The organism is Defluviitalea phaphyphila (assembly GCF_001466305.1).
In the GTDB taxonomy this organism is placed as follows: Bacteria; Bacillota; Clostridia; order Lachnospirales; family Defluviitaleaceae; genus Defluviitalea_A; species Defluviitalea_A phaphyphila.
This window is the reverse complement of record NZ_JWID01000002.1, coordinates 179,188-195,885: the sequence shown is the minus strand read 5'-3', so window position 1 is coordinate 195,885 and position 16,698 is coordinate 179,188. Positions and strand designations below refer to the sequence as shown.

Genomic DNA, 16,698 nt, shown 5'->3' with positions numbered 1-16,698 from the left:
CTCACCTACACTTTCTCTTTAATATTTTTACCAAATATTCCTGATGGTTTTATACTTAATACGAGTATTAATATACCAAAAACAACTGCATCTGCTAACTGACTGGATATATACCCTTTTGTAAAACTTTCTGCAATTCCCATAATAAATCCTCCAAGCATTGCTCCAGGAATTATTCCTATTCCTCCTAAAACTGCTGCTATAAAAGCTTTTAATCCTGGCATAATTCCCATAAAAGGGTCAATAACAGGATATGCTATACTATATAATATTCCTCCAATAGCTCCTAAAGCTGATCCAATAGCAAAAGTAACAGATATAGTAGTATTTACATTAATACCCATTAATTGAGCTGCTCCTTGATCCTCTGATACTGCCCTCATGGCTTTCCCAGTTTTTGTGTGTTTTACAAAAAAATCTAGTCCTATCATTAAAATCACAGATACTACAATTGTAATAATAGTAAGGTTACTAATTTGTAAATTTCCAATATTTATTTGATAAACTTTTAATACATTTGGAAAAGGTTTAGGATTTGGTGTAAAAATAAGCATAAAAAGATTTTCTAAAAATAAACTCACTCCTATGGCTGTTATAAGAGCAGATATTCTAGGAGAATTTCTTAAAGGTTTGTAAGCTATTTTTTCAATTAAAATTCCAGAAATCATACAAAAAATGACTGAAATTAAAATTACTAAAATTATAGGTAATTTTAATACGGTAATAGATATAAATGCAATAAATGCTCCCATCATAATAATATCTCCATGGGCAAAATTTATTAATTGTACTATTCCATATACCATGGTATATCCTAAAGCAATTAAGGCATATATACTTCCTACATGAATTCCATTAATTAATTGTTGTAAAAATTTAATTATACCTTCCATTTTCTTCCCTCCTCTTTATATAAAATAGAGAAAAAGGGAGAATTACTTCTCCCCTTCCTCTTCTTGAACAAGGTCTTCTTTAAGGCTTACTTTTGTAAATAAAGTATTTTTTCCACCTTCGATTTTAATAATCGCAGCGTCTTTAATTGGATTTCTATTTTCATCAAAAGTTATATTACCTGTAACAGATGTAATATTAGTTTCAGCTAAAGCCTCTATAACTGCTTCTTTATCAGTTGACCCTGCCTTTTCTATAGCTGCAGCTAAAATTTTCATTGCATCATATCCAAGAGCTGCAAAACTTACAGGATCTTCTCCATATTCTTCTTTATACATTTTTAAGAAATTTTGTACTTCTTCAGACTCATCTTCTGGAGAATAATGACTACAGAAATATGCGCCTTCTGCAGCTTCAGGAGCAACAGTTAATACTCCATCCCAACCATCTGCTCCAAGGAATGTTGCTGTAATTCCTAATTCTTTTGCCTGTGGAAGAATAGTTCCTAAATTTTTGTAATAATCGGGTATAAATACAGCCTCTGGATTTTGGCTTTTTACATTTGTAAGAATTGCTTTAAAATCTTTATCATCTCCATTATACCCCTCAAAATTTACAACTTCTACTCCACTTCTTTCAACTGCTTCTTTAAAAGCTTCTGCAACTCCTGTTGAATAATCATCAGCTGTATTATAAAGAATAGCTACCTTTGAAACATTCAATTCTTCTACAGCAAACTTTGCCATAACTTCTCCTTGATAAGGATCAATAAAACAAGCTCTAAAAATATTATCTCCTGCTTGTGTAACATCTAAAGCTGTAGCAGTAGGGGATATCATAGGAATTTTATCCTTTGCTGCTAAAGGAGTAACAGCTAAAGTTGGTTTACTTGTTACAGCTCCTATAATTGCATCTACTTCATCATTACTTGTTAATTTTTTATAAGCATTAACTGCTTCTGTAGTATCTCCTTTATCATCATAACTAATATACTCTATTTGTTTGCCTAAAATACCACCATTGGCATTAATTTCTTTTACTGCTAATTTAACACCATTATCTGCTGCCACTCCATATACAGCTACTCCTCCAGTTAAAGGTGCAATACCTCCTATTTTTATTACATCGGAATCTTCTGAATTACTTTCTGAAGAAGTTTCTCCTGAACTGCTTTCTGAAGAAGTTTCTCCTGAATTTTGTGAAGAATTTTCTTCATTATTTCCACATGCTACTAATGTAGAAATCATAAGTCCTACAATTAATAATAATGATATTATCTTTTTTGTTTTTTTCATAATAATCCTCCTTAATTTTTTCACATTATAAAAGTTTAAATTTTTAATGTGAATTATCATAATTGAAATTATATAACTAAACTTATTCAATTTCAAGAATAATTTTTAATATCCTTTATCTTTTTAAATTTATAAAGCTATTGCATATTATCTTTTATCTTTGTATTATAGATAAATAAATACTAAAAGGAGTTATGTTATGAATAAAATATTAAAAAAAATTCAAAACAAATATGATAGCTTTTCTTTTTTTCTAAACAAAAATATATATGACTTTTTATTTTTTGATATTGAAACTACAGGGTTTTCTCCTATAAATTCTCATCTTTATCTTATAGGATGTATATATTTTAAAAATGATAATTGGATATTTAATCAATTTTTTGCTGAAAATCCATCAGAAGAAGAGGATGTCTTGCGTGAATTTTTTAAACTTACTAAATCTTTTAAATATATAGTTCATTTTAATGGAGATACCTTTGATATCCCTTATTTAGAAAAAAAATCTAATTTATTAAGTATTGAAAATACTCTTAATAAACTTAAAAGTATAGATATATTAAAGGATATTCGCCCTTTTAAAAAAATCTTAGGTTTAGAAAATTGTAAGTTAAAAACAGTTGAAAAATATTTGAATATAAATAGAAAAGATATTTATAATGGTGGCGAATTAATAGAACAATATTATAATTATTGCAAAACTTTTAATAAAAATCTTAAAGATAACTTACTTCTTCATAATGAAGAAGATTTATATGGATTAATGGAAATACTACGCATATATGATATTATTACTTTCATTAAAAATATTACAAAACCTAATTATATTATTGATATATTTAATATCAAATTATGCAATAATACTCTTTTATTTTCTCTAAAAACTTTAAATTCATCTCCTTTTTCTTCTGTAATAAAAAAAGAAAAATGGAGTTGTTATATATATAAAGGGGAAAACTTAATTAACTTTGAAATTTCTTTGATAAATGATACACTCTTTCATTTTTTCTCTAATTATAATGAATACTATTATTTACCTGAAAAAGATGAAGCCATACATAAATCTATAGGTAAATTCCTTCCAAAAGAAAAAAGGAAGCCTGCTAAAGCTTCCAATTGTTATATTAAAAAAAGTGGATTATTTTTGCAAATTTTTTCGGATACTTCTATTGATTTACCTATATTTTATAAATCTTTTAATTCAAAAGACAAATTTATTTATATTGAAGATGCTACAATAAATAAAGAAAATTTAATAAAGTTTTCTACCAATTTCATTAAAATGAACCTTTAATTATGGAGTTAATCCTTTTAATAGAAGCTCCTATTTCTTCTATTTTTGTTTGAAGTATTTTTATTTCTTCATCTTCTTTTATATTAAGAGCTTCTTGGTCTACATTATTAGTTAAGAAATAAACTTCTTCTGCTAACATATCTAATTGAGCTAATAACTGTAAACGAATGAAATTATCTCTAAGATGTTTAATAGACTCTTTAGATTTAGCTTCGAATGGAGTAAGTTCATAACTATCTCCTCTTTGAGGAATTACCGTTTTGATACCAAACTTATCTTTTAAAAGCTTAGCAAAAACTTTTTGTGCTTCTATTTCACCATGAACAATGAAAGTTTTTTTAGGCATTTTTTTTAAATGACTTACCCAATTTACAAGTCCTTTTTGATCAGCATGTCCTGAATATCCTTCTATACTTTCTATTCTAGCTTTAATAGAAATTTCTTCTCCTAATATTTTTACCTTTTTAATCCCATCTAATATTCTTCTTCCTAAAGTTCCTGGAGCTTGATATCCTACAAATAACACTGTACTATCTTCTCTCCATAAATTATGTTTTAAATGGTGTCTAATTCTTCCTGCTTCACACATTCCACTAGCAGAAATAATAATACAAGGCTCTTTCTTTTCATTAAGCATTTTAGATTCATCGGGTGTTCTTGTAAAAATTAAATTAGGAAAATCTAGTGGATTATCTCCATTCTCAATATAAGTTCTTGCTTCTTCATCATAACAATCTAAATTTTTTCTGAAAATTTCTGTAGCTGATATAGCTAAAGGACTATCCACATATACAGGAACTGTTTTTAAAAATTCCATATCTTTTTGATATAATTGCCTATACTTATGAATTTCGTATATAATTTCTTGAGTACGTCCTACTGCAAAAGAAGGAATAACTACATTACCTCCATTTTGAATAGTTTCTTCTATAATATTCATAAGTTTTCTTAATTTATTTTCATTTTCTTTATGCATTCTATTTCCATAAGTGGATTCAATAATTAAATAATCTGCACTTTCAATAAATTCTGGATCTCTTAACAAAGGAATATCATAATTACCTAAATCTCCTGTAAAAACTACTTTTATTTCACTATTTTCTTCTCGTACCCATATTTCTAGAATAGAGGAACCTAAAATATGTCCTGCATCAGAAAATTTAATCGTTATATTACCATCTAAATTTATTACCTCATGATATGATACTGGCTTAAAATATTTAAGAGAATTTAAAGCATCCTGATAAGTATATAAGGGTTCTAATAAAGGTCGTCCTGCTCTTTTTCTTTTTCTATTTTTCCATTCTATTTCTGATTCTTGGATATATCCACTATCTGGAAGCATAATAGAACATAAATCTGCTGTAGCTTTAGTACATATAATTTCTCCTTTAAATCCTTCTTTACAAAGTTTAGGAATTTTACCACTGTGGTCTATATGTGCATGGGTCAGAAATAAGTAATCAATACTACCTACATCAAATGGAAATGGTTCAAAATTTAAATCTTCTTCTTTGTCATGCCCTTGAAACATCCCACAATCAATCAGAACTTTCTTATTATTGGCTTCCATTAAATAACATGACCCTGTTACTGTTTGTGCTGCACCTAAAAAAGTTAATTTCATACTATCCCCTCCTAATTAAGACGACCCTTATTAAATATAGATACACTCTTTTATTTATTCTATATAACTTTAAGTATCTAATTTTCTTTTAAAACTGATTTGTTTTTTACAATATAATCTACTCCAGATATAACTGTAAAAATAACTGCAAGCCATATTAAAATATTTTCTAAAATCTCAATGCCAGAAATATTTAATAGTATAAGCATAATCATAAACATTTGAGTAATGGTTTTTATTTTACCCCACCAACTAGCAGAAATTACAATACCTTCAGAAGCTGCTACTAATCTAAATCCAGTAATTATAAATTCTCTACTTAAAATTACAATTACTACCCATGCTGATAAATCTCTTAATTCTACTAAACTAATTAAAGCTGCTGTTACTAGTAATTTGTCTGCTAAAGGGTCTAAAAATTTTCCTAAAGTTGTAATCATATTTCTACTTCTTGCAATATATCCATCTAACATATCTGTAAGAGAAGCTAAAGCAAAAATCACTAAGGCAAAAATTCTTTTATTAGGGTCTGGTATCCAGTTCGTTAAAAGTATAATCAAAAATATTGGTATCATAAAAATTCTTAAAAAAGTTAGCTTATTGGCCAAATTCATCTACAATCTCCCCTATTAAATCATATTCCTTTGCACCATTTATTAAAACCTTAACTAATTCTCCTGAAAGAATTTCTCTCTCAGTTTTAATAAATACCATTCCATCTACATCAGGAGCATCCAAATAAGTTCTCCCGCAATAAACGTTTTCCTCTGGCAATTTCCCATCTACAATTACTTCTAAAGTCTTACCTATAAATTCTTTAGATTTATTCTCACAAATAGACTGTTGTATTTCCATAATTTTGTTTCTTCTATCCTCTTTTATTTTTTTTGGCAATTGACCTTTCATTTCAGCTGCAACAGTTCCTTCTTCTTTAGAATAGGTAAATACTCCTAACCTATTAAATTGCATCTCTTTAACAAATTCAACTAAATCTTTATATTCTTCTTCTGTTTCTCCAGGAAAACCTACAATAAGAGTCGTCCTAAGACAAATATCAGGTATTTTATCTCTTAACCTCTTAATAAGAGCTTCTAATTCTTCTTTAGTACTTCTTCTTCCCATTCTTTTTAATACATTTGTATTTGCATGCTGTATAGGCATATCTAAATAATTGCAAATTTTTTCTTCTTTAGCAATAACTTCTATAAGCTCGTCTGTTATTTCTTCTGGATAACAATATAAAAGTCTAATCCAATGCAAGTCCTCTATTTTACATAATTCCTCTAAAAGTTGTGGTAATTTTTTTTCTCCATATAAATCAATTCCATATCTTGTAGTGTCTTGAGCAACTAAAATTATTTCTTTAACCCCTTGATTTACTAAAGATTCTGCTTCTTTTACTATACTTTCAATAGAACGACTTCTGTAATTTCCTCTTAATTTAGGAATAATACAATATGTGCATCTATTATCACAGCCTTCAGCAATCTTTAAATAAGCAAAATACCCAGCAGTACTTAGTATTCTTTCATAATTTTCTTCTAATTTTGAATTAATATCAGAAAAATTTTTAACCTTTTTCCCTTTTATGGCTTCATTTACTACTTCAACTATATTCCCATAACTAGCAGTTCCCACTATTGCATCAACTTCAGGAATTTCTGATAAAATTTCATCTTTATATCTTTCTGCCATACATCCTGTTACAATAAGAACTTTACAATTACCTATTTTCTTATATTGAGCTAGTTCTAATATGTTTTCAATACTTTCTTCCTTGGCATCTTGTATAAAACAACAAGTATTAACAACTAAAATATCTGCTTCTTCTTCATTTGGTATTAATTTAAATCCTGCTTTTTGAAGTAAATTTAACATTACCTCGCTGTCTACTAAATTTTTGTCACATCCTAGGGATACAAACGATATTTTCAAAATTTAAGCTCCTTCCTAATTTTGCATTAATGCTGCCTTTACACAATTTTTCATTAACATAGCAATAGTCATAGGCCCTACTCCTCCGGGAACTGGAGTAATTGCCTTTGCTTTTTCTTTACAATTTTCAAAATCAATATCTCCACATAATTTGCCATTTTCTAAACGATTAATTCCCACATCTATAAGAACTGCCCCTTCTTTAATCATATCTGCAGTTATAAATTTAGGCTTTCCTATGGCTGCTACTAATATATCTGCTTCTTTACAAATTCCCGATAAATTTTTAGTACGAGAATGACAAATTTCTACAGTTCCATTATTACTTAATAAAAGTAAAGATACAGGCTTACCTACAATATTACTTCTTCCTACCACTACACATTTTTTTCCTTCTATATCAATATTGGTTCTCTTTATTAATTCAATTATTCCTGCTGGAGTACAAGGTAAAAATCCATCTAAATCTCCAATAGTAATTAATCCTACATTATAAGGATGAAAACAATCTACATCTTTTTTTGGATTAATTGCTAAAAGTATTTTCTTTTCATTAATATGCTTTGGCAAAGGAAGCTGTACTAATATTCCATTTACTTTTTCATCCTTATTTAATACATCAATAAGATTTAAAAGTTCTTCTTCTGAAGTTTCTTCTGGCAACTCGTAAGAAAATGAACGAATTCCTATGTATTCACAAGCTTTTTTCTTATTTGATACATATACTTTAGATGCTGGATTATTCCCAACTAATACTACGGCTAATCCTGGATATATTTCTTTTTTATTTAATTCTTCTACTTCTTTTTTTAATTCATCTTTTATATCCTGAGATATTTTTTTCCCATCTATTATAATTGTACTCATTTTAACCTCCTAAAATAATCCTGTTATTTTTCCTTGTTCATTAATATCTATATTCATGGCTGCTGGTTTTTTAGGCAATCCTGGCATAGTCATAATGTCTCCTGTCAAAGCTACTATAAATCCTGCTCCAGCAGATATTTTTAATTCTCGAACTGTAATATCAAAATTTTCAGGTCTTCCAAGTAAATTAGGGTCATCTGACAATGAGTATTGATTTTTAGCTATACATATTGGTATTTTATCTAGTTTCATTGATATAATTTTCTCCATATCTTTTTTTGCTTTTGGAGTAAATACTACTCCCTTTGCTCCATATATTTTTTTTGCAATAGTTTCTATTTTCTCTTCTATTGAAGAATTAACATCATATAAGGGTTCAAAATTAGAAGTCTTTGTTTCTAAAATTTCTATTGTTTTTCTTGCTAATTCTAATCCTCCTTCGCCTCCTTTTTCCCATACTTCAGAAATTGCAAAAGAACACCCCATAGCTTCACATTCTTCTTTTACATAATTTATTTCAGCATCTGTATCAGAAACAAAAGCATTTAAAGTAACAACTAAAGGAACTTTATATTGTTGTATATTTTCAATATGTTTTTTAAGATTAGCTATACCTTTTTTAAGAGCTTCTAAATTTTCAATATTTAATTTATCTTTTGCCACCCCTCCATTATATTTTAAAGCTCTAATTGTAGCAACTAACACTACTGCATCTGGTTTTAATTTTGCAAATCTACATTTGATATCAAAAAACTTTTCTGCTCCTAAATCTGCTCCAAATCCTGCTTCTGTAACCACGATATCTCCTAATTTTAAAGCCATCTTAGTTGCTCTAATACTATTACAGCCATGGGCAATATTAGCAAAAGGGCCACCATGCATAATAACTGGAGTGTTTTCTAAAGTTTGAACTAAATTAGGCTTTATAGCATCTTTTAATAATGCTGCCATAGCTCCATTAGCTTTAAGATCTTTAGCTCTTACAGGTTCTCCATTAAAGTTGTAAGCAACTATTATTTCTCCAAGCCTTCTTTTTAAATCCATTAAATCTTCTGATAAACAGAGAATTGCCATGACTTCTGAAGCTACTGTAATCATATACCCATCTTCTCTTGGAATCCCATTTAATTTCCCCCCTAATCCCACAACGATATTCCTTAAAGCTCTATCATTCATATCTACAGCTCTTTTCCAAAGGATTTGCCTTGGGTCTATTTGAAGTTCATTCCCTTGATGTATATGATTATCTAACATAGCTGAAAGTAAATTATGGGCAGCTGAAATTGCATGAATATCTCCTGTAAAATGAAGATTAATATCCTCCATAGGAACTACTTGAGAATATCCTCCACCTGCAGCTCCTCCCTTTATTCCCATACAAGGTCCAAGAGAAGGCTCTCTTAATGCAATGATAGCTTTTTTCCCCAATTTGCATAAAGCTTGTCCTAAGCCAACAGAAGTCGTTGTTTTACCTTCACCAGCTGGTGTAGGATTAATAGCAGTTACTAAAACTAATTTCCCATCTTCTTTATCTTTTAATTTATTCCATAAATTATCAGATAACTTCGCTTTGTATTTACCATATAATTCTAAATCATCTAAATTAATATCTAGCTTAGAAGCAATTTCTGTAATAGGTTTCATATTTGCTTCTTGAGCAATTTCTATGTCAGTTTTCATTTCATTAGTCCTCCTTAATTTTGTTTATATTATTAGAGTATTACAAATTACTTGCTTTTTGTCCAGTATCTGATTTCATTTTTTCAAATTCTTCTTTAGTAATAAGCACTTTTCTAGGTTTACTTCCCTCATCCGGGCCAACTATCCCTCGTTTTTCCATTTCCTCCATAATTCTTGCAGCCCTGTTAAATCCAACTCTTAAATATCTTTGAAGCATGGAGATAGATGCTTTTTCTTTTTCGATTACCATCTCTATAGCTTTTTCTAAATATTCATCCACTTCTTCTCCTTTAGTAGATAAATTATTGGACGTTGTAATTTCTTCTATTATATCTTGATTATATTCTACCTTACTTTCAACTTTTATACTCTCTACTATTTTTTCTACTTCTTTATCTGAAATAAAGGCTCCTTGAATTCTTATAGGTTTTGAAGCACCCACAGGATAAAATAACATATCACCCTTACCTAAAAGTTTTTCTGCTCCTGTCATATCTAAAATTGTTCTAGAATCTGTTCCAGAAGAAACTGCAAAAGCTAATCTAGAAGGAATATTGGCTTTAATAACACCTGTTATAACATCTACTGAAGGTCTTTGAGTAGCAATAACTAAATGAATCCCTGCAGCTCTTGCCATTTGAGCTAATCGACAAATAGCATCTTCTACCTCTCCTGGAGCTGTCATCATAAGATCCGCTAATTCATCTATAATAATAACTATTTGAGGCATTATTTCTTTATTAGCTTCTTCTGTATTTTGTTCTCTTTTCATATTATTATAACCTTTTATATCTCTTACATTATTTTCTGCAAACAATTTATATCTATTAGTCATTTCTTGTACTGCCCAATTAAGAGCTCCTGCAGCTTTTTTAGGATCTGTTACTACAGGTATCATAAGATGAGGAATTCCATTATAAACACTTAATTCTACTACTTTAGGGTCTATCATTAATAACTTTACTTCGTTAGGATTTGCTTTATAAAGAATACTAGTAATAAGTGTGTTAATACATACACTTTTTCCTGAACCTGTTGCCCCTGCAATTAATAAATGGGGCATACGAGCTATATCTGCTACAACAGTTTTCCCAGAAATATCTTTTCCAAGAGCAAAGGCAAGTTTAGAAGGAAATTTAATAAATTCTTCATCTTCAATAACTTCTCTTAAAAATACAGGTTGAACTTCTTTATTAGGTATTTCTATCCCTATAGCTGCTTTCCCTGGTATAGGAGCTTCAATTCTTATTCCAGAAGCAGCCAAATTTAATGCTATATCATCTGCTAAATTTACTATTTTACTTACTTTAACTCCTTGACTGGGCTGTAATTCATATCTTGTTACAGTTGGTCCTCTACTAATTTGTAAAACTTTTGCTTCAACTCCAAAACTTAATAAAGTTTCTTCTAATTTTTTTGCATTGTTAATCATAAGTTTTTTAGAACTAGCAGTAATTGAATATGTATTATTTTGCAAAAATTCAATAGAAGGGAATTTATATTCTATATGATTATTAATATTAGACATGATTTGTGTAGTATTTTCATCATCTGTTTTATTAATTTCTTTTTTAGAATAATCATCTTTCTTGTTTCCCTTATCCTTTTCTTTCTTTTCTGCAAAATCTAGCACCTGTATCTCTTCATCTTTTTCCGATAAATTAATAGGCAGCTCGTTTTTCTCTTTGTTATCTATTATTTGATTACTAATTTTTTCTGCATTCTTTTTGTGCTTAGCTTTTTTATTTATAGAATTTTCTTTTCTTTGTTTATTTTTAAATTGCTGTTCTAAATGATAATTTTCTATTGCTTCTTTTAATCTTAAAATATATTTTTTTATTATATTAAAAATAGCCATAATTATATCTATAAAAGATCTTCCAGTTAATAAAATGAAAAGTATAATAAAAAGAGTAATAATAACAATATAACTTCCATATACTCCTAAAATTTTAAATAACAAACTTCCTACTATTCCTCCTATTACTCCTCCATTTCTCCAACTTCCAATATCATAATAATGTTTAATTAATGCCCAAAAATTAATCTCTTCTAAAGTAATTTTCTTAAAATTTATAATATGAATAAAAGTAGATATTAAAATTATCATTCCTATAAAAATTACTATTTTTATTTTATTAGATGTAGTCGTTTTTTTACTTAGAATAAGTATTCCTATTATTCCCATTAATATAGGCAATATATATGCCCCAATACCTATTATCCCAACAGATATTTTGCAAATAAAATTTCCAAAAATCCCAGCTTTATTAGTATAAATTGATACTGCATAAATTAAAGCTAATGCAAAAATAAGTACACCCTTAATTTCTTGGGATAATACCCCTTTATAAGTTTTTTCTACTTTTAATTTTTGTCTTTGTTTTTTACTTACCGTTCTTTTTCTTCCCATATCTGTCAATCTCCTCTTTTAAGTAAAAAGTGCTAGCTTTTTGCTAACACTATAAATTATTATAACATTATTTTATTATTTTTTTAAGTTTGTTTAATTCTTATTTTAAAATTTATTTCTATTATTTAAATAAATTACATTTCCAGGTTGTATTTCTTTATTTAAATAATCAATAGGATTTGTAGAAATAATTCTTTGTATCTTATAACCATTATCATATGAACTTACTTGTAATATACACCCTTTATATTCTATTTCTTCTCGTTCATAATTTTTTTCATATTTTAAGTCTCTAAAAATTACGTCATTAGGTATTATGGAATAAATCAATTTATATCCTCCTTAAGTTTTTTGTTCTCATCTATTAATTCATAAAGTTTTTTTAAGGCATCGTCTAATCCTCCAACTTCGTCAATTATTTTTTCTTTTACAGCTTCTTCTCCTATTACAATAGTCCCCACATCTTTTGCTAATTTCCCTGTATCTAACATTAATTCTTTTAGTCTTTTTTGAGATATTTTTGAGTTTTTTGAAATAAACTCTATTATTCTGTCCTGCATTTTATCAAAGTATTCAAAAGTCTGTGGAACTCCTATTACAGTACCACTCATTCGAACAGGATGAATAGTCATAGTAGCGCTAGAAGCAATAAAAGAATAATTAGCTGCCACTGCTAGAGGAACTCCTATAGAATGTCCTCCTCCTAATACTAACGAAACTGTCGGTTTTCCCAAAGAAGCAATCATTTCAGCAATAGCAAGTCCAGCTTCCACATCTCCTCCTACTGTATTTAATATAATTAAAACTCCATCTACTTCATCATTATCTCTAATAGCTACTAATTGTGGAATCACATGCTCATATTTTGTAGTTTTATTTTGAGGGGGCAAAGTAATATGTCCCTCTATTTGTCCTATAATAGTAAGACAATGAATTTTAGGTTTATCATTTTTGTTTTCTTCCTGTGGTAAAGGTATTTGCCCAAATTCTTTAATAGATTCATTGATATTATCTTGTTTATTATCTGATTGATTTTGATTAATCATATTATTCTCCTCTTCAATATTAATGTTTATTTCTATTATGCATATATTGAAGAGGATTCATTCAAAAAAATATATTTTAAATTCCTAATTCAAATTCTTTATGCAATGCCATAACTGCTTTAGTAGTATTACTATTATGAATTAAACAAGCAATCGTAGTTAAAGAATCTACTGTTTGTAATATGGTAATATTATTTTTATTTAAACATTTAATAATCTTTGCCATTACTCCCGGGACTCCTGTCATTCTTTCTCCTATTAAAGTTATTTTACAACAATTATCAGTAAGTTTAAACTTTACATTTTTTTGATTTAATATTTTTATAATTATTTCTTTATATTTATCATCAACAGTAAAAAGTTTTCTCTCAGGAAAAATATTAATAATATCTATGCTTATATTATTCTCTGCTAATGTACTAAATAAATCTTCATCATCAATATTTTCCCCTTCTATACATATTTGAAGCCTATTATTTCTATGTGCTATACCTGTAATTAGTCTATTATTTGACTTCTTTAATAAATTATTTTCTTCTCCTCCATAATGAATGATACAAGTTCCTGGTCTTTCATTAAAAGTATTTTTAATAAAAAGAGGTATATTAGCTCTCATAGCAATTTCTACTGCTCTAGGATGAATTACTTTAGCTCCACTATCAGCTAATTGAAATACTTCATTATAACTAATTTTCTCTATAACTTTAGCATCTGGACATATTCTTGGGTCTGCTGTCATAATTCCATCTACATCTGTATAAATTTCAATAGTATTAGCTTTTACAGCTTCTCCAATAAGAGAAGCACTAGTATCACTGCCTCCTCTTCCTAAAGTAGTTATGTTACCTGTTTGACTAATGCCCTGAAATCCTGCTATAACAGGGATTATATCTTTAGAAATTAATTCAAATATATTTTTAGGGTTAACCATCAAAACATCTGCATTTCCAAAACTATCATCTGTAATAATCCCAGCTTGAGCTCCTGTCATTGCTGATGCCTTATATCCTTTAGAAATAAGTATATTAGTTAGAACAACAGCAGATATAATTTCTCCACAAGACATTAATAAATCTAATTCTCGTTGAGGAATAGAAGAATTAATACTAGATACAAATTCAATTAAAGTATCTGTAGCATAAGGATCTCCTTTTCTTCCCATGGCAGAAACTACAACTACTGGTTTTTTACCTTCTTCCTTTGCTTTAATAATTTTCTTTGCCACTTCATTTCTTGATTGTTCAGTTGCCACAGAAGTGCCCCCAAATTTTTGGATTACTATATCCATACTATTCCCCTTTTCTTAAAATTTGTAATAAATTTTATATTACTCTATTTTATCTTTTAAGACTTGATAAATATCATTAAAATTTTTAAACGGTATATAACTAATATTATTTTTTTCGTATAGAGTCACTAAAGAACCTGTTGCAAATCTCATATTGCATAATAAACTTGGTTCATAATCCGGCTCACTATCTCCTGCATAATAAAGTTTTTGATATTTCTTTTTTAAAAATTTAACTATTTTACCTTTATTTATCCCATATCTTTCAGAATAAAATTCATAATTAGGGTCTAGTTCAAAATGAATTCCTCTATTTTTGTAAACTCCTTTATTAGAGTAAACTTTAATGTTTTCTATTCCATGATATTTAAGAAGTATATCAATATAATATAAGTTTCCAGCACTAACTATAATAAAATCTCCTTGAGATTTTTTTATAAATTCAATAAAAGATTTAACATTAGAATCCATTGGAATTTCTATAATATCTTTATAAATTTGTTCTTTATCTTTATTAATATTACTAAAAATTAAGTTTAAAAACTCAATATCTTTTAATTCTCCTCTTTTCCACTTCTTGTATAAAGCATGTCCCTCTTCTACCATATATTTATCAATAATATGCCAGTAAAAATCTTTTTTAGTAATCGTCCCGTCGAAATCTGAAATAAATGCGAATTTTCTAGTCATAATATCATTCCTTTCTAATTAATAACAGAATAATTATGCCATAATACTATACGAATGTCTAAACTTTATTAAATATTAAATTATGAAGATTCTATGAATCTTCATAATTTAATATTTGTTATTCATTTAAATTAATAATAACTGGTTGAATCTGTTCTCCTTTTAAGGCTTTTTGAACAGATTCTAAAATTAGATTCATATCTGCCATAAGAGAATTAGGTTTATCTTTATAATTATCCTGTCCCATAGGCACAAAATAAATATTTTTTATATTCATAAGAAGACCTATATTTCTCATATTCATTCCTAAACCATCATTAGTTGCAATAGCTAATACTACAGGTTTTTTATTTCTAAGAAGAGTCTTTGCTGACATTAATACCGCTGTATCAGTTATTGCATTTGCTAATTTAGCTAGAGTATTCCCAGTACATGGAGCGATAACTAATATATCTATTATATTTTTAGGTCCTAATGGTTCCGCTTCAACAATTGTTTTAATTATTTTTTTCCCAGTAATTTTTTCTATTTTTTCTATATGTTCTTTTGCTGTTCCAAACCTTGTATCTGTAGTAAAAGCATTTTGAGACATAATAGGAAATACATCTGCTCCTTCATTTACTAGTTTTTCTATTTCAGGTATAACTTTGTTATAAGTACAATAAGAGCCACTTAATGCAAATCCTATTTTTACTCCTTTTAAAGTGTTCATAAAGTCACCCCCATCTCTGCACATACGTTAAATATGGTATTATAAATAATCAAAGCTGCACTTTCAGGGGCTACTTTCCCTGGTAAACTTAGTACGGAAATAGCTTTTATTCCTAATTCTTTTGCAGCATCATAATCTACTCCTCCAGGCTTTGAAGCCAAATCAATTATTAAAGCATTTTCTTTAATTTCGTTTAAAATTTCTTTATTTAAAATTAAACTGGGAATTGTATTAAAAATAAAATCAAATTTACCAATATGTTTTTTTAAATCTTTCAAATGTAATGCTTTATATCCATAGCTTTTTATATAGGCTAAATCTTTAAAATTTCTAGCTTCTACTGTGGTATTTGCTCCAAGTCCTTTTAACATATTAGCAAGTACTTTCCCACATCTTCCATAACCTAATACTAAACATTCGCTTCCATTTAAGGTAATATCACTATTTTCCATGGCATATTGTATAGCTCCTTCTCCTGTGGGAATAGCGTTTAAAATAGCTAATTCTTCTCTTTTTAATAAATCAATTACTTTAACTTTTTTATTATCTAAAATTATCTTCATTTCCGGTGTAATATTTCCTGCCATAAAAATTTTATCTCTAGGTATACATTTAAATAAATCTTTTAATAAAATTTTTCCTTCATAATATTTAGTAAATAAAGTGGTATTATCCCTAGAACAAGGAATAGGACCTATTACAATATCTATATCTTCCATTGTTTTTTTAAGAGATGGAGATATCATTATATTTTTTTTTAATTCTATTTTATTTTTATCAAATCCAAATATTGAAACTTCATAACCTTTTTTTGATAAATATTGGCTCAATTTAATTTGCCTTAAATCTCCTCCAACAATAGCAAATTTTCTTTTTTTAAATTTCAACTAAAACCCCTCCTGATAAACTCCTTGCTAGAATATCGATAATATAGTTTATGAAATCTAACTATTATTTGGT

General features: G+C 28.0%; 15 protein-coding genes. 1 reads left to right on the top strand and 14 read right to left on the bottom strand.

The window, feature by feature from the left end; genetic code table 11:
• Positions 1-5: 5 nt before the first annotated feature.
• Positions 6-881, bottom strand: a complete 876-nt coding sequence (locus OM90_RS02055) for a branched-chain amino acid ABC transporter permease (RefSeq protein WP_058485342.1) — start codon at positions 879-881, stop codon at positions 6-8.
• Between the two features lie 54 nt (positions 882-935).
• On the bottom strand, positions 936-2,186 hold the full coding sequence (locus OM90_RS02050; RefSeq protein ID WP_058485217.1) for an ABC transporter substrate-binding protein: 1,251 nt from the start codon (positions 2,184-2,186) through the stop codon (positions 936-938).
• Between the two features lie 199 nt (positions 2,187-2,385).
• On the opposite strand from OM90_RS02050, the gene OM90_RS02045 reads away from it, so the two are divergent.
• Positions 2,386-3,480, top strand: coding sequence for a ribonuclease H-like domain-containing protein (locus OM90_RS02045; protein WP_058485216.1), 1,095 nt, complete (start codon positions 2,386-2,388; stop codon positions 3,478-3,480).
• Here the strand turns inward: OM90_RS02045 and OM90_RS02040 are convergent.
• The 12 genes from OM90_RS02040 to dpsA all read right to left on the bottom strand — a co-directional run bounded on the left by OM90_RS02040 (position 3,464) and on the right by dpsA (position 16,625).
• Complete coding sequence (locus tag OM90_RS02040; RefSeq protein WP_058485215.1) at positions 3,464-5,107, bottom strand: MBL fold metallo-hydrolase RNA specificity domain-containing protein; 1,644 nt, start codon at positions 5,105-5,107, stop codon at positions 3,464-3,466. The two genes, OM90_RS02045 and OM90_RS02040, sit on opposite strands and share 17 nt — an antisense overlap.
• Positions 5,108-5,184: 77 nt before the next feature.
• Positions 5,185-5,721, bottom strand: coding sequence for a CDP-diacylglycerol--glycerol-3-phosphate 3-phosphatidyltransferase (gene pgsA / locus OM90_RS02035; RefSeq protein ID WP_058485214.1), 537 nt, complete (start codon positions 5,719-5,721; stop codon positions 5,185-5,187).
• Positions 5,705-7,042, bottom strand: coding sequence for a 30S ribosomal protein S12 methylthiotransferase RimO (rimO, locus tag OM90_RS02030; protein WP_058485213.1), 1,338 nt, complete (start codon positions 7,040-7,042; stop codon positions 5,705-5,707). Before rimO ends, pgsA begins: the two co-directional genes overlap by 17 nt.
• Positions 7,043-7,057: 15 nt before the next feature.
• Positions 7,058-7,909, bottom strand: coding sequence for a bifunctional methylenetetrahydrofolate dehydrogenase/methenyltetrahydrofolate cyclohydrolase FolD (gene folD / locus OM90_RS02025; protein ID WP_058485212.1), 852 nt, complete (start codon positions 7,907-7,909; stop codon positions 7,058-7,060).
• 9 nt (positions 7,910-7,918) lie between these two features.
• A complete protein-coding gene (locus tag OM90_RS02020; RefSeq protein WP_058485211.1) occupies positions 7,919-9,589 on the bottom strand; it encodes a formate--tetrahydrofolate ligase in 1,671 nt (556 codons plus the stop codon).
• A gap of 40 nt (positions 9,590-9,629) precedes the next feature.
• Positions 9,630-12,002, bottom strand: a complete 2,373-nt coding sequence (locus OM90_RS02015; protein WP_058485210.1) for a DNA translocase FtsK — start codon at positions 12,000-12,002, stop codon at positions 9,630-9,632.
• Between the two features lie 105 nt (positions 12,003-12,107).
• A complete protein-coding gene (locus OM90_RS02010; protein ID WP_058485209.1) occupies positions 12,108-12,332 on the bottom strand; it encodes a YlzJ-like family protein in 225 nt (74 codons plus the stop codon).
• On the bottom strand, positions 12,329-13,048 hold the full coding sequence (locus OM90_RS02005; RefSeq protein WP_058485208.1) for a ClpP family protease: 720 nt from the start codon (positions 13,046-13,048) through the stop codon (positions 12,329-12,331). Before OM90_RS02005 ends, OM90_RS02010 begins: the two co-directional genes overlap by 4 nt.
• A gap of 76 nt (positions 13,049-13,124) precedes the next feature.
• Entirely contained in the window at positions 13,125-14,336 is a 1,212-nt protein-coding gene (gene dapG, locus OM90_RS02000) for an aspartate kinase (RefSeq protein WP_058485207.1), read from the bottom strand.
• A gap of 39 nt (positions 14,337-14,375) precedes the next feature.
• The gene (locus tag OM90_RS01995; RefSeq protein WP_058485206.1) at positions 14,376-15,026 is read right to left on the bottom strand and encodes an MtnX-like HAD-IB family phosphatase; all 651 of its coding nucleotides are present in this window, start codon (positions 15,024-15,026) and stop codon (positions 14,376-14,378) included.
• Positions 15,027-15,144: 118 nt separating this feature from the next.
• Entirely contained in the window at positions 15,145-15,738 is a 594-nt protein-coding gene (locus tag OM90_RS01990) for a dipicolinate synthase subunit B (protein ID WP_058485205.1), read from the bottom strand.
• Positions 15,735-16,625: a dipicolinate synthase subunit DpsA gene (gene dpsA, locus OM90_RS01985; RefSeq protein WP_058485204.1), complete on the bottom strand. Its 891-nt coding sequence runs from the start codon at positions 16,623-16,625 to the stop codon at positions 15,735-15,737. Before dpsA ends, OM90_RS01990 begins: the two co-directional genes overlap by 4 nt.
• Between the last annotated feature and the right edge of the window lie 73 nt (positions 16,626-16,698).

Coding starts and splice junctions, on each gene's coding strand:
- OM90_RS02020 (WP_058485211.1), bottom strand. CDS start 9,589: ATGAAAACTGACATAGAAATTGCTCAAGAAGCAAATATGAAACCTATT.
- dapG (WP_058485207.1), bottom strand. CDS start 14,336: ATGGATATAGTAATCCAAAAATTTGGGGGCACTTCTGTGGCAACTGAA.
- OM90_RS02050 (WP_058485217.1), bottom strand. CDS start 2,186: ATGAAAAAAACAAAAAAGATAATATCATTATTATTAATTGTAGGACTT.
- OM90_RS02040 (WP_058485215.1), bottom strand. CDS start 5,107: ATGAAATTAACTTTTTTAGGTGCAGCACAAACAGTAACAGGGTCATGT.
- OM90_RS01995 (WP_058485206.1), bottom strand. CDS start 15,026: ATGACTAGAAAATTCGCATTTATTTCAGATTTCGACGGGACGATTACT.
- pgsA (WP_058485214.1), bottom strand. CDS start 5,721: ATGAATTTGGCCAATAAGCTAACTTTTTTAAGAATTTTTATGATACCA.
- OM90_RS02015 (WP_058485210.1), bottom strand. CDS start 12,002: ATGGGAAGAAAAAGAACGGTAAGTAAAAAACAAAGACAAAAATTAAAA.
- OM90_RS02005 (WP_058485208.1), bottom strand. CDS start 13,048: ATGATTAATCAAAATCAATCAGATAATAAACAAGATAATATCAATGAA.
- folD (WP_058485212.1), bottom strand. CDS start 7,909: ATGAGTACAATTATAATAGATGGGAAAAAAATATCTCAGGATATAAAA.
- OM90_RS01990 (WP_058485205.1), bottom strand. CDS start 15,738: ATGAACACTTTAAAAGGAGTAAAAATAGGATTTGCATTAAGTGGCTCT.
- OM90_RS02045 (WP_058485216.1), top strand. CDS start 2,386: ATGAATAAAATATTAAAAAAAATTCAAAACAAATATGATAGCTTTTCT.